The organism is Dactylosporangium sp. NBC_01737 (assembly GCF_035963215.1).
Lineage (GTDB): Bacteria > Actinomycetota > Actinomycetes > Mycobacteriales > Micromonosporaceae > Dactylosporangium.
In genome coordinates this window covers 6,592,233-6,604,428 of sequence record NZ_CP109153.1, presented here as the reverse complement: position 1 = coordinate 6,604,428, position 12,196 = coordinate 6,592,233, and the positions used below count along the sequence as shown (strand labels likewise).

The 12,196-nt window shown below is 73.9% G+C and carries 13 protein-coding genes; 6 read left to right on the top strand and 7 right to left on the bottom strand.

Annotated features, from left to right (window positions below; all coding sequences use genetic code 11):
• The first annotated feature begins 25 nt into the window (after positions 1–25).
• Entirely contained in the window at positions 26–1,348 is a 1,323-nt protein-coding gene (locus OHA72_RS29865; protein WP_327011112.1) for a condensation domain-containing protein, read from the top strand.
• Positions 1,349–1,374: 26 nt separating this feature from the next.
• Here the strand turns inward: OHA72_RS29865 and OHA72_RS29860 are convergent, their stop codons facing one another.
• Together OHA72_RS29860 and OHA72_RS29855 are read right to left on the bottom strand one after the other, a co-directional pair.
• Positions 1,375–2,094: a hypothetical protein gene (locus OHA72_RS29860; protein ID WP_327011111.1), complete on the bottom strand. Its 720-nt coding sequence runs from the start codon at positions 2,092–2,094 to the stop codon at positions 1,375–1,377.
• A 25-nt stretch (positions 2,095–2,119) separates the two neighbouring features.
• Positions 2,120–2,899, bottom strand: a complete 780-nt coding sequence (locus OHA72_RS29855; RefSeq protein WP_327011110.1) for a helix-turn-helix domain-containing protein — start codon at positions 2,897–2,899, stop codon at positions 2,120–2,122.
• Positions 2,900–2,977: 78 nt separating this feature from the next.
• On the opposite strand from OHA72_RS29855, the gene OHA72_RS29850 reads away from it, so the two are divergent.
• A complete protein-coding gene (locus tag OHA72_RS29850; protein WP_327011109.1) occupies positions 2,978–3,790 on the top strand; it encodes an SDR family NAD(P)-dependent oxidoreductase in 813 nt (270 codons plus the stop codon).
• 341 nt (positions 3,791–4,131) lie between these two features.
• Positions 4,132–5,103, top strand: coding sequence for a laminin G domain-containing protein (locus tag OHA72_RS29845; protein ID WP_327011108.1), 972 nt, complete (start codon positions 4,132–4,134; stop codon positions 5,101–5,103).
• A 113-nt stretch (positions 5,104–5,216) separates the two neighbouring features.
• Here OHA72_RS29845 and OHA72_RS29840 read toward each other — a convergent pair whose 3' ends face one another.
• Both OHA72_RS29840 and OHA72_RS29835 read right to left on the bottom strand, forming a co-directional pair.
• Positions 5,217–6,029, bottom strand: a complete 813-nt coding sequence (locus tag OHA72_RS29840; RefSeq protein WP_327011107.1) for an ROK family protein — start codon at positions 6,027–6,029, stop codon at positions 5,217–5,219.
• Between the two features lie 4 nt (positions 6,030–6,033).
• A complete protein-coding gene (locus OHA72_RS29835) occupies positions 6,034–6,396 on the bottom strand; it encodes a hypothetical protein (RefSeq protein WP_327011106.1) in 363 nt (120 codons plus the stop codon).
• Between the two features lie 39 nt (positions 6,397–6,435).
• Between OHA72_RS29835 and OHA72_RS29830 the strand changes: the two genes are divergently transcribed.
• Genes OHA72_RS29830 through OHA72_RS29820 form a run of 3 tightly spaced genes read left to right on the top strand, consistent with a single transcriptional unit; the run spans position 6,436 to position 7,907 of the window.
• Positions 6,436–6,939 carry a GNAT family N-acetyltransferase gene (locus OHA72_RS29830; RefSeq protein ID WP_327011105.1) on the top strand — a complete coding sequence of 168 codons (504 nt, stop codon included), beginning with the start codon at positions 6,436–6,438 and terminating at the stop codon, positions 6,937–6,939.
• Entirely contained in the window at positions 6,936–7,385 is a 450-nt protein-coding gene (locus OHA72_RS29825) for a hypothetical protein (protein ID WP_327011104.1), read from the top strand. The genes OHA72_RS29830 and OHA72_RS29825 overlap by 4 nt, the downstream gene beginning before the upstream one ends.
• A 9-nt stretch (positions 7,386–7,394) precedes the next feature.
• The gene (locus OHA72_RS29820; protein ID WP_327011103.1) at positions 7,395–7,907 is read left to right on the top strand and encodes a hypothetical protein; all 513 of its coding nucleotides are present in this window, start codon (positions 7,395–7,397) and stop codon (positions 7,905–7,907) included.
• Here OHA72_RS29820 and OHA72_RS29815 read toward each other — a convergent pair.
• The 3 genes from OHA72_RS29815 to OHA72_RS29805 all read right to left on the bottom strand — a co-directional run bounded on the left by OHA72_RS29815 (position 7,816) and on the right by OHA72_RS29805 (position 12,169).
• Positions 7,816–8,472, bottom strand: a complete 657-nt coding sequence (locus tag OHA72_RS29815) for a hypothetical protein (RefSeq protein ID WP_327011102.1) — start codon at positions 8,470–8,472, stop codon at positions 7,816–7,818. The two genes, OHA72_RS29820 and OHA72_RS29815, sit on opposite strands and share 92 nt — an antisense overlap.
• On the bottom strand, positions 8,469–10,232 hold the full coding sequence (locus OHA72_RS29810; RefSeq protein WP_327011101.1) for a carbamoyltransferase family protein: 1,764 nt from the start codon (positions 10,230–10,232) through the stop codon (positions 8,469–8,471). The genes OHA72_RS29815 and OHA72_RS29810 overlap by 4 nt, the downstream gene beginning before the upstream one ends.
• 1,055 nt (positions 10,233–11,287) lie before the next feature.
• Positions 11,288–12,169 (bottom strand): endonuclease/exonuclease/phosphatase family protein, encoded by an 882-nt coding sequence (locus OHA72_RS29805; RefSeq protein ID WP_327011100.1) that lies wholly within the window; start codon positions 12,167–12,169, stop codon positions 11,288–11,290.
• Positions 12,170–12,196: the final 27 nt, after the last annotated feature.

Below are 12,196 nucleotides of genomic sequence, written 5' to 3'. Positions count from 1 at the left end.
ATCAGCGCCGCCAGAGGAGGACACGATGGTCGATCAGGTGGTAGTGCGGTTCGCCGGCGACGGCGCCGGGGCCGGTGAGCTGTCGTGGGGGCAGCAGGACATCTGGCAGGCCATGGTGCGCCAGAAGTCGTGGCTGCCCAACGGCGCCTGGGGGCCCCTCGCCGCGGGCACCACCGTCGATGACGTCGCGGAGCAGCTGCGGTACATGATGAGCCGGTTCCCGTCGGCGAGGACCCGGCTGCGGTTCGACGCCGAGGGACGCCCGACCCAGGTCGTGTCCGGCTCGGGCGAGATCACCCTGGAGATCGTCGAGGCGGGCGCGGAAGACCCGGCGGCCGTCGCGGAGGCGGTACGCCTGCGGCTGCAGGACACCGAATACGACTTCGCCGCGGACTGGCCGATCAGGATGGCGGCCGTGCGGTCCGGCGGTGCGCTGACCCACCTGGTCGTCGTCATGTGCCACCTCGTCGCCGACGGGTTCGGCACCCAGGTGCTCCTCGACGAGTTGGGCACCCGCGTGACCACGCCCATCCCGGAGCTGCAGCCGCTGGAACAGGCCCGCTGGCAGGCGTCGCCGTCCGGGCAGCGGCAGAACACCCTGGCCCTGCGGCACTGGGACGGCATTTTGCGGGCCATGCCGCCGCGGCGCTTCCCCGACACCGCCGAGAAGCCCGAGCCGCGGCACTGGCGGGGCGAGTTCAAGTCCTACGCGCTCGGCCCGGCGCTGCGGGCGGTCACCGAGCAGACCGGGGTCGCGTCGGCGCCGGCGCTGCTGGCCGTGTTCGCCGTCGCCCTCGCCCGGGTCACCAGGATCAACCCCGTCGTGCTGCGGCCGATGGTCAACAACCGTTTCCGCCCTGGGCTGGACCGGGTCGTGTGCATGCTCGCCCAGTACGGCCTGTGCCAGCTCGATGTGGCCGGCGTGTCGTTCGCGGAGGTGCTGGACCGGGCCCGGCGCGGCGCGATGACGACGTACAAGCACGCGTACTACCACCCGGTGGAGCTCGACGACCTGGTCCGCCGCGTCGTGCGGGAACGCGGTGCGGACCTTGAGCTGCCCTGCTACTTCAACGACCGGCGGGCCGACACCGGCAAGAGCGGCGGGGACCCGGAACCGGTGGCGTTGCGCGGCGCGGCGGCGCGCAGCACGTTCCGGTGGACGACCCGGCAGGACGTGCCGTTCGAGCCGCTGATCGTGCACCTCGACGACGTGCCGGACGCGGTGCAGGCGATCATCTTCATGGACACGCACGTGGTGTCCCCGGCCGACGGTGAGGCGCTGCTGCGCGGCATGGAGGCCGCCGCGGTCGAGGCGGCCCTGGACCCGAGCGCACCGACCGGCGTCTGACCAGCGTCCGAACCGGGCGGCCGGGCTCAGCCGCGCTCCTCGGCCTGCCGCTCCTCGACTAGGCGTTCCTCGGCCTGGCGCTCCTCGGCCTGCCGTTCCAGGGTGGCGCGGGTCCGGGCGGCGCGGACGCGGATGTCCCTGGCCGGCCCGAGGTAGACGGCGTTGAACAGCAGCCCGCCGGCGAGCACCGCGGCCGCCAGCGCCGCCCAGCCGAGGGCCTTCGCCGCCGGCCGCGAATACGCGTCCGCGGCCTGCATCGCGACGGCGAACCCGCCCGGATCGACCCGGACCGTGGTCCGGTCACCGACCTGCCCGCCGCTGCCCTCGCACGACATCCAGCCCAGCGGTCGCCCGCCGTCCGCCGGCGCGACCTCGCAGATCGGTGCGCAGCCACCGCCGTGCTCACCGACCTGAGCGCAGCCGGTGCGGGTCACCACCCCGGCGGCGTCGCGGCCCACGACCCCGAGATAGACGTCGCCGGCGCCGCCCGCCACGGCGAACGCGAAGCCGCCGAGCACCGCCACGAGCACCGCGGGCCGGCGCAGGAACGGCGGGAACTCGGGCGTGAACCGGTCCTGCCTGCGCTGCGTGGCGCTGCTCGCGCCGAGACCGGTCGCGAGCAGGACGGCCAGCGCCGGCAGGAACGCGAGCAGGGTGTGCCCGGTGAGGTTCAGCAACCCGCTCGCGGCCACCGCGATGAGCCAGGCCGCGTAGGCGACGGCGAACCGGGCGGCACGGCGAGGCATCGACCAACCATGCCACAGCGCACCGTCACGGCACCAGCAGCGCCAGGCGCGCCGCGGACCCGCTGCCGGGTTCGGCCTGATACGCCACGACGAGCTGCCCCGTGCCGGCGACCTCCAGTGCGTGCCGGTGCAGGGTGAGCGGCCCGACGACGGGATGCGCGAACCGTTTGACATCCTGCCCGGTCGGCCTGGCATCGTGGCGGTCCCACAGCCGGCGGAAGGTTCCGCTGGCCGCCGCGACCTCCGCGACGAGCGCCACGACGCCCGGGTCCCTCGGGTCGGCGCCGGCCCGCAAGGCGGCGACGGTACCGGCGGCGAGGTCGTCCCAGTCGGGGAGCAGCGCCCGTACCGGCGGCGACAGGAAGATCTCACGGGCAAGGTTGCGGCCCTGCTCGTACATCGGCGACAACGCGACCGCGAGCGCGTTGCCGGCAAGCACGTCGAGGCGGCGGTTGCGCACGTACGCGGGGACCCCGGTCCAGGCATCCAGCAGCTGCCGCACCCCGGGCGCCAACGGCTCGTCCACAGTGGACGGTCTGGGTCCGGCGGCGAGGGTGTGCAGGTGCGCGGTGGTGCCCTCGTCGAGCCGGAGCGCCGCCGCGAGCGCCGTGAGGACCTGCGGCGACGGGTTGCGGTCCCGGCCCTGCTCCAGGCGCACCAGGTAGTGCTCGCTCACCCCGGCGAGCCGCGCCAGCTCGTCACGGCGCAGCCCGGCCACGCGCCGCCGCCCGATCGCCGGGAGCCCGACGTCCTCGGGGCGCAGCAGTGACCTGCGGGCCTTGAGGAACTCGCCGAGATCGTTCACCGCGCCCAGTTTATTCCGTTCAGGGTGACCCTGACACGGTACTGGCTGGCGCCGGCGCGGGCGGGCACCGTGGGACGCATGGCGAAGACATGGTTCATCACCGGCGCGTCCCGCGGTCTGGGCAGGGTGTGGACGGAGGCGGCGCTGCGCCGCGGCGACCGGGTCGCGGCAACGGCCCGCGACGCCCGTGCCCTGCGGCCGCTGACCGAGGAGTTCGGCGCCGCGGTCCTGCCCATCGAGCTCGACGTCACCGACCGTCCCGCGGCACAGGCCGCCGTCGCCACCGCGGCGACACGCTTCGGCGGGCTGGACGTCGCGGTCAACAACGCCGGGTACGGGCTGTTCGGCGCGGTCGAGGAGGCGACCGAGGCGCAGGCCCGGGCCCAGCTGGAGACCAACCTGTTCGGCGCGCTGTGGGTGACACAGGCGGTCCTCCCGGTGATGCGCGCGGGCGGCGGCGGGCGGATCCTGCAGGTGTCCAGCATCGGCGGGGTGGCCGCGTTCCCGACGCTCGGGCTGTACCACGCCTCGAAGTGGGCGCTCGAAGGGTTGAGCGAGGCGCTGGCACAGGAGGTCGCCGGGTTCGGCGTCCACGTGACGATCGTCGAGCCGGGCCCGTTCGGCACGGACTGGGGCGGCTCCTCGGCGGCGCACACGACCCCGCTGCCGGCGTACGACGCGGTCCGCGCCGCCCGGCGTTCCGGTGCCGCGGACCGCGCCCCGGCCGACCCGTCGACCACCGCCGCAGCGATCCTGGCGGTCGTCGACGCGCCGGAACCCCCGCTGCGGCTCTTCCTCGGCGCGTTCCCGTTCCCGGTGATCGAGCGGGTCTACGCGGACCGCCTCGCCACCTGGCAGCGCTGGCGCGCGGTCGCCGAGTCCGCCGCCTGACGGTCCCCCGCGTGGCCTGCGCCGTTCCCGCCCATGCTGAACCCTTTCGGGGTCTACGATCTGCTTTGTCCGGTATGAGATCAGCTCCCGGATTGCGGATTTTGACGTGTTCGGGGGTATGCATGGTCTCTTTGACGCCAGGTCGGCGGGTCCCGGCGACTGCAACAGCAGCGGTCCCGGTCCGGCGGCTCCCGGCAGCGGCAGCGGGCGCCGCCCTGAGCTTGCGGACCCAGGCAACGGCAGCGGTCGCCCTGGTCCGGCGCGCCCGGGCAACGGCCGCAACGGCGGCCCTGGGCCAGCGGACGCGGGCAACGGCCGTGGCCGCCCCAAGCCTGCACGCCGTGGCCGCCCCAAGCCTGCACGCCGTGGCCGCATCAAGCCTGCGCGCCGTGGCCGCATCAAGCCTGCGCGCCGTGGCCGTCCCGGGCCGGCGCACCGTGGCCGCATCAAGCCTGCAGGGCGCGGCCGCCCTGGGCCCGCAGGCAGTGGCCGCCCCGAGCTGGCGGGCCCAGGCAATGGCTGCAACAGCGGTCCCGAGCCGGCGCGCCCGGGCGACGGCAGCCCCGGGTCGGCGGGCGCGGGCAGCGGCCGCCACCGCGGCCGTCCTGGGGCGGCGGGTCCTGGTGGTCGCCACGGCGGCAGCCGTCGCGGCGGCCGGGTCGGCGACCGCCGCCGGCGCCAGCACCGGCCGCTACCCGGTGGCAACGTGGTCGATGAACGAGGGCGCGGGCGCCCGCACGATGATCGACAGCAGCGGCAACGGGCTGCACGGCGTGATCGGCAACGAGGTCGTCACCGACGTCGGCGTGCGCGGGGCGACGGGATACCGGTTCACCCGCCTGCAGCCGGACAGGCCGCCGGCCCACCCGCGGCACCTGGTGACCGTCGCGGACAGCTCCGCCCTGGACCCCGGCAACCGCGACTACGCCGTCACCGTCAGGCTCCGCACCACCTACCAGTTCGGCAACATCATCCAGAAGGGGCAGGCGACCGCCTCGGGCGGGAACTTCAAGTTCCAGATCCCCGACGGCATCGTGCAGTGCCTCTTCCGCGGCTCCAACGGCACCATCATCGTGCAGGCCTCCCGGCGGATCAACGACGGCTGGTGGCACGTCGTGCGTTGCGAGCGGACCGGCTCCGGGGTGAGCCTCGCGGTCGACGGGCGCACCGTGGCCCGTCGCAGCGGCTGGACCGGCCCGATCTCCAACGGCTGGCCGCTGTCCATCGGCGGCAAGACCGACTGCGACCAGCGCGACGTCGGCTGCGACTACTACGCCGGCGACCTCGACTGGGTCGAGATCGAGGCCCGCTGAGCAAGGGCGGCCGGGTGTGTCCAGCAAACACGCACCCGGCCGTCTCCGTACCGATGCACCCGGCCGGCCCGGTGACGGCGGCCTGCTAAAAGGCCGGTAAAGGCCGGTGAAAGTCAGTGCAGGACGCCGGCCGGGGGCAGGTCGAGCAGCACCCGCGCACCGGCCAGTGGCGCGTCCTCCAGCGCCGCCGGGTGGACGCGCAGCGCCTGATACGTCAGGCGTTCCGCCAGCGCCTCCCGCAGGGGCGGCCACAGCTCCGCGCGACGCGACGCGATCGACCCGCCGACGGCGACGGTGTCCAGCCCGGCGGCGAGCGCGAAGTTGGCGAGGCCGTCGGCGAGGTGCCGCGCGTACTGCCGCCAGAACCCCGGGTCGTCGACGGTCTCCAGGGCGCGGCCGAGGTGCCGGCGCAGCGCGGCGCCGCCGAGCAGGGTCTCCAGGCAGCCGGTCTGCCCGCAGCCGCACCGCCGGTCGTTGCCGGCGACGAGCTGGTGACCGGCCTCCGTGGTCAGCGCCACGAAGTGCCCGCCGGTGCCGAGGCGCAGTGCGGCGCCGACGCCCGTGGACAGGGTGACGTAGCCGCACCGGTCGGCGCCGCGCAGGCTGCCCAACGCGTGCTCGCCGAGCAGGCCGCAGGTCGCGTCGTGGGCGACGCGCACCGGTGCGTCCAATGTGGACTCCAGGTCGCGGCGCAGGGGGCGGCCCTCGTACCCGCGCAGGTGCAGCGCGACCCGGACGTCACCGTCGGCGGTGACCCGCCCTCCGAAGGACACCCCGACGGCCGACGGGGTGCCCGGGACGGCGTCGCGCAGCAGGGTGAGCTGCCGGTGGTAGTCGGGGTCGGTGGGGAAGCGCACGACGGTGCCGTCGCCGGCGGCGACCCGGGTGAGGGTCCCGCCGACGTCGATGGCGACCGCGACGCCCATCCCGTCAGCCGGCGTGGGCGGGCGGCCCGCCCCACGGGTCCTTCGGCGGCGCCGTCGCCAGCAGCGCCGCGATGAGCAGCGCCAGGCCGAGGCAGTGCAGCACGATGAACAGCACGCTGGACCCGGCGAGCAGGACCTGCACCCGCTCCCAGGTGCCGTTACGGAGCAGATTTGGCAGCAGTGCGACGTAGACCACGTCGGCGACGCCGCCGGCGAGCAGGACCGCGAGCCCGGCGACGCCGAGGTTCCGGGCCCGGGGCGCGAGCCGGTCCCGGCGCAACCGCAGCAGCACCACGCCGATGACGAGCGTGACGATCACCGGCAGCCCGAACACGACCTTCGGCACGACGTACAACAGGTCCCCCATGCGCCAGACCGTAACGGACGCGGGGGCGACAATGGAACCATGATCGGAGCGTTGCGGCACCCCGTCGAGGACGACCACGGCCGCGTCATGGCGGTCATGGACGAGTGGTGGGGCGGGCTGGGCGGCGAGGCCGGGAGCCTGTACCGGGCGACGCTGCTGCCCCGGCTGTACTTCCAGCACTTCACCGACACCAGCTACGTGCTGGACCTGCCCGGCAAGGACCTCGGCGCGTTCCTGGTCGGGTTCGTGTCGCAGTCCGAGCCCGGGACCGGCTACATCCACTTCGTCGGGGTCGCGCCGGCGTTGCGCCGCACCGGGGTCGGCGGGGCGCTGTACCGGCGGTTCTTCACCGACGTGGCGGCCCGCGGGGTCCGGAAGGTCCACTCGATCACCGGGGTCGGCAACCGCCGATCGGTGGCGTTCCACACCCGGCTCGGATTCACCCTGGAGCCGGGTGACGCGGAGGTCGACGGGCTGCCGGTCCACCGCAACTATGACGGCCCGGGCCGCGACTCGGTCAAGTTCGTCAAGCACCTGCCGTGAGCACCCGCGTCGTGTTCTTCGACCCGGCGCACGGCATCGGGCTGCGGATCGCGGCCGGCAGCGGACGCAGCTGGCAGGACCAGCCCGGCGGCGACCCCGTGCACGCGCACTGCACGCTGGACATCCCAGCAGACACCCTGCTGCCCGCACCGGACGAGCGGGAGCGGCCGTCGTCGGGGACGCTGTTCGTGCCGTGGGCCGGCCTCGCCGCGTTCGCCGGCGACCTCGAGGACCTCCGGCCGGGGCTGGTGGCCCGGCTCGGTGACGTCGGCGCCTCCCTCGCGGTGCGGATGCGCCGCGACGGGCACCTGCGGGCCGAGGCGGTGTTCACCGTCGGGCACCACGTGACGACGACGGTGCGGTGCCGCACCCTGTGGGACTGGCACCACGGCACCGCCGCGGACCTGCCGGCGCTGGCACGGTCGATCCGGGCCGCCCGCGGTTAGGATCGACCGATGTCGGTGCTGCTGGTCGGGGCCAATCCGGGGCTGACGGTGACGCGTGACGGCGCGACGGTCGCGTTCGTGTCCGCGTGGCGGGTCGACTGGTCCGCGCACGGGGCGGGCCGCGCGATCGTGCTGTGGCACGAGGGCCGCACGAGCGTCGTCACCGCGACGCCGGTGCTGGGGCGGTGGCTGGCGGACACGTTCACCCGGCACTTCCCGGAGGTCGAGGGGCTGCCGTGGCCGGAGCCGGAGGTCACCGACGCGCCGGTCGCGTTCGGCCTGGACCTCGCGGCCGGCTGCACCGCCACCGGCGGCGGGATCGCCGTCGAGCTGAGCGGCCCGTCAGGGCACCGCCTCATCACCGTGGACAGATTCCAGGACCGGGACCTCAACCTCTCCACGGTCTACGCGAAGTGCGCGGCCGGCACGCTCACGGTCGATGGTCGGCAGGTAGCGGGGACGGCTGCGGGGTTTGTCGCCGACGCAGAGGTATGGACGCGGGCAGCAGCAGCACCGCGGTAGCCAGCAGCAGGTGCACGGCGCAGAAGACGACCGCGACGGTCGGGGTGGCGGTGCCGCCGACGAAGACGGTGATGTGCGACGCCCAGTCCAGCCGGGCCGGCCTGCCGTCGGGCCAGTCGTTGAGGTAGTAGAACGACAGGTCGTTGAGGCCGGAGACCAGCACCAGCGCGGCGGCGAACCCGAGGCGCAGCACCCGGCCGGTGGACGCGCCGCCGAGGCGGTAGCCGAACAGGATCGCCAGGATGGTGAACGCGTTGACGAAGATCGCCATCTGGTAGAACGGCGCGAAGTCGCCGCCGTCGGCGAGCGCGACGACCCGCAGCACGTACAGGGTGTCCAGGACGCCCATGTACCCGACGACGACGGCGGCGAGCAGGACCATGCCGGGGGCGGCCCGCTGCGGGAAGCCGCCGATCGCGAGGATCGCGAGCAGCACGGGGCTCAGCCGCAGCAGGAACTCCAGGGGGTCGTCGATGGTGCGGTCCGGCGGCAGGACCCCCATGATGAGCACCGTCATCGCGGCGCCGGCGACCCCGGCGGCCAGCCACCACCAGCGACGGATCACTTCTGGGTCCAGAACGGGCCGAGCGCCAGAGCGTCCATGTCGGTCTTGAGGTAGCAGCGCACGGCGTCCTGCGGGGTGCACACGATGGGTTCCTCGTTGTCGTTGAACGAGGTGTTCACGACCATGGGCACGCCGGTCAGGGCGTGGAACTCGCTGATCAGCTCGTAGTACAGGGGGTTGTCGGCGCGCGAGACGGTCTGCACGCGGGCGGTGCCGTCCTCGTGGGTGATCGCCGGCACGACCGCCCGCTGATGCTCCAGCACGTCGAAGACGAGCAGCATGACGGGGCTCGGGTGGCCGCTGGCGAAGTACTCCCCGGCGTGCTCGACCAGGCAGGACGGCGCGAACGGGCGGAACGGCTCGCGGTGCTTGACCTTCGCGTTGAGCCGGTCCTTGGTGTCGGCGCCGCGCGGGTCGGCGAGGATCGAGCGGTTGCCCAGCGCGCGGGGGCCGGCCTCGCCGCGGCCCTGGAACCAGCCGATGATCTTCCCGGCGGCGATCGCGGCGGCGGCGGTCGTCGTGATCGGGTCGCGGCGTTCGTAGTGCAGGCCGGCGTCGGTGAGGGCCTTCTCCATGTCGGACTCGGTGTAGGACGGGCCGAGGAAGATGTAGCCGCCGTCGGGGCGGGGCAGGCCGAGGCCGGTGGAGATGACGGTGGCGGCGCCGAGCGCGGAGCCGTCGTCGGCGGCGGCCGGCTGGGCGAAGAACTCCTCGAAGCCGGTCCGCAGCAGGATCTTGCCGTTCATGACGCTGTTGAGGGCGACGCCGCCGGCGGTGACCAGGCGCGGGTTGCCGGTCTTGGCGTGGACCCAGTTCGCGACGTGCAGCCCGGCCTCCTCCAGGGTGTTCTGCAGGGCGTAGGCGACGTCGGCGTAGTGCTGCGGCACGGCGTCGCGGGTCTTGGGCCTGGGCGGGCCGAACACGGCCCGGAACTTGTCGGAGACCTGGTGCTTGCCGGTGGCGTGGTGGCGGAACCAGCTGAGGTTCAGCGCGTACCGGCCGTCGCTGTCGAGGTGCACGAGGTCGCGGAACTGCTCCACGAACGTCGGTCTCCCGTACGCGGCCAGGCCCATGACCTTGCCCTCGTCGCGGGTCGGGTGGAAGCCGAGCCAGCCGGTGACGTCGGCGTACAGGGCGCCGAGGGAGTGCGGGAACTTGACCCGCCGCAGGTCGTGGATGCGGTCGCCCTCGCCGGCGGCGAGCAGGGTGCTGGTGCCGTCGCTGCCGATGCCGTCCCAGGCGATGATCGCGGCGCTGTCCCACGGCGAGACGTGCAGGGCACTGGCGGCGTGCGCGTGGTGGTGGTCCACCATGTGGATCTTGAACGTGGCCGGCCCGTCGTACCCGGTGGCGGCGCGCAGCAACTGCTCCAGGTAGAACGCTCGGCGCCACAGGACGAACAGGGTGCCGCCGAGGTGGTGGTCGTCGGCGTTGGTCTCGGCCCTGCGGCCGCTGGCGGTGGTGCGGAAGCCGCGGGCCTTGCCGTAGTCGCCGGCGTCGTTGCGCAGCACGGCCAGGGTCGCCGGGAAATACCGCACGAAATGCTTCATGGCGTGCCACATCAGGCGCCGGCCCTGGAAGAAGTACGCGACGTGATCGACGTCGGCGAGGGTGATGCCGGCACTGCGCAGGCACCACTGCACCGCCAGGGCGGGGAACCCGCCGTCGTGCTTGATCCTGCTGAACCGCTCCTCCTCGCAGAACGCGACGATCTGCCCGTCGCGCAGGAGTGCGGCCGCCGAATCATGGTGCTGGCTCAACCCGAGAAAGTACATTGACATCCATCCCGTCGACCGAAGATCATCCCGTCGCACGACAACCAGCAGAAGTATTGACGGTCACCGTTGCGAAGGGAAGCCTTGCGGTCGGATTGTTGACCGGCGGCATTTCATGGCGGAAGATCGGGACATCGACGAGCTGACGTTCGAGCTGTGCGACGCCGCCGGCTCCGCCGCCCCGTCGTGGTGGGCGTCTGCGGTCCGCGACGCGCAGCTGCACCGCGTGCTGGACTGGACGGTCATGCAGACCCTGGCCGCGACCCGGCGCGGCCCGGTCCTGGTGGGCGCGTTCCGCGACGGCGGCAAGGTCGTCGGGCTCGGATCGGTGCGCCTGCGCAGGATCAGAAGCCTCGGCGTGGGCGTCGCCGACGTGGACAGCATGGTCATCGGCGCGTTCCCCGGCATCGCCCTGACCGGCGGGCTGCCCGGCACCCTGCACCCCGGCGGCGGCCCCGCGCCGGAGCTGTTCGGCGCCGCCGTCAGGGCACTGGAGCAGTCGCTGCGGCAGGTGTACGGCCGGCGCGTCCAAGCGGTCATGTACCGCCAGATCTACCGCCGTGAGCTGCCGTACCTGCTGCGCGGCGTCACGCTCGTGCGGGCCGGCGTGCCCGCGCTGCTGCTGCGCAACACGTTCAGCGACTACGACGCCTACCTGCGCACGCTGCGCAAGTCGCGGCGGGTCGACCAGCAGCGCCTGGTCCGCAGGATCGACGCCGACCCGGCGGTGACCGTCCAGTTCGGCCCGGCCGTGGACGCCGGCCTGGACGTGGACGTGTTCCACCGGTTGTGCATCGAGTCCGGGCGGCGCAACGCCACGGCCCGGTGGCCGCCGATGCGGTTCTGGCCGCGGGACCTGTTCTCCACCGTGCTCGCCCTGCCGGACGTGCTGGCGCTGAGCTACACCGGCCCCGAGGGCAGGCTGATCGCCGCGACGGTCACCTTCGACCATCCGGTCGCGCCGATCCTCGGCCCGTGGGGCGCCGTGCCGCTGGGCACCGACCGGCGCAGCGGCCTGTGGTTCGACCACCTGGCCCGCCTCATCCGCTGGGGCATCGAGCAGCAGCGCCCGCTGATCGTCGGCGGGAAGGGCGCGACCGGCCCGAAAGAGGCCCTCGGGTTCGTCGCCGAGCCGCAGTGGAGCGTGCTGCGGCGACTCTGACGGCGTGCACGAGCAGCGCGTCGTGGTCGGTGCCGCGCACCGGGTAGGTGACCGTGCCGGCGTGCTCGAACGCCGGCGAGTACAGCACGTGCTGGAACGCCCCGTCGCCCTTGCGGTGCCAGCCGGCGGGGACGCACCGCTGGGCGCCGGCCCGGCCGTTCCAGACCAGGTTGAGGTCGGCGCCGAACACGGCCGGGCCCGGATACCCGGGCAGGATGCCGCCGGCCACGTACCGGCACTGCGCCAGCGCCACGGCGGCGTCGGCGCGTCCGGTGCCGGACCGCGGGCTCTGCGGGTGGGCTGTGCACGCGACGAACGAGACGAACGCGCCGCAGACCCACGCCCGCAGCTCGTTTGCGGCGTGCGCCTGCAGCAGCGGCGGGAACAGCCCGCCCCGGCCGCCGGCGCGCAGCCGTTCCCGGGCCACCACGGCGACGCCGTACCGGCCGCGATCCCCGGAGCAGCGCATCCAGTCGGCCGCGGCCCGGTCCCAGACGGCCTGGAAGACGCCGCCGCCGGTGTTGCCGAGGGCCTGCCGCAGCGGCGCGACGTCGCTGTCGCAGACCTCGTTGACGGTGACCACGTCGGGCCGGACCGTCTCGATGAGCTGCACGGCGGCGGCGAGCGCCCAGCCGTCGCGGTAGCAGGCGACGCCGGCGTGGCCGCTGTTGCACAGGTTCAGCTGCAGCATCCGGAACGGTGCGCCGGTGCCCGCGCCGTGCAGGGCACCGGCGAGCACGAGCAGGGCAAGGAACCGCATGCACCTTCAGATGCGCGCGCGTGTGCG

What these genes read in the sequence shown, in the direction of transcription:
- OHA72_RS29865 (WP_327011112.1), top strand. Translation starts at nt 26, where the DNA reads ATGGTCGATCAGGTGGTAGTGCGGTTCGCCGGCGACGGCGCCGGGGCC.
- OHA72_RS29860 (WP_327011111.1), bottom strand. Translation starts at nt 2,094, where the DNA reads ATGCCTCGCCGTGCCGCCCGGTTCGCCGTCGCCTACGCGGCCTGGCTC.
- OHA72_RS29850 (WP_327011109.1), top strand. Translation starts at nt 2,978, where the DNA reads ATGGCGAAGACATGGTTCATCACCGGCGCGTCCCGCGGTCTGGGCAGG.
- OHA72_RS29840 (WP_327011107.1), bottom strand. Translation starts at nt 6,029, where the DNA reads ATGGGCGTCGCGGTCGCCATCGACGTCGGCGGGACCCTCACCCGGGTC.
- OHA72_RS29835 (WP_327011106.1), bottom strand. Translation starts at nt 6,396, where the DNA reads ATGGGGGACCTGTTGTACGTCGTGCCGAAGGTCGTGTTCGGGCTGCCG.
- OHA72_RS29830 (WP_327011105.1), top strand. Translation starts at nt 6,436, where the DNA reads ATGATCGGAGCGTTGCGGCACCCCGTCGAGGACGACCACGGCCGCGTC.
- OHA72_RS29820 (WP_327011103.1), top strand. Translation starts at nt 7,395, where the DNA reads ATGTCGGTGCTGCTGGTCGGGGCCAATCCGGGGCTGACGGTGACGCGT.
- OHA72_RS29805 (WP_327011100.1), bottom strand. Translation starts at nt 12,169, where the DNA reads ATGCGGTTCCTTGCCCTGCTCGTGCTCGCCGGTGCCCTGCACGGCGCG.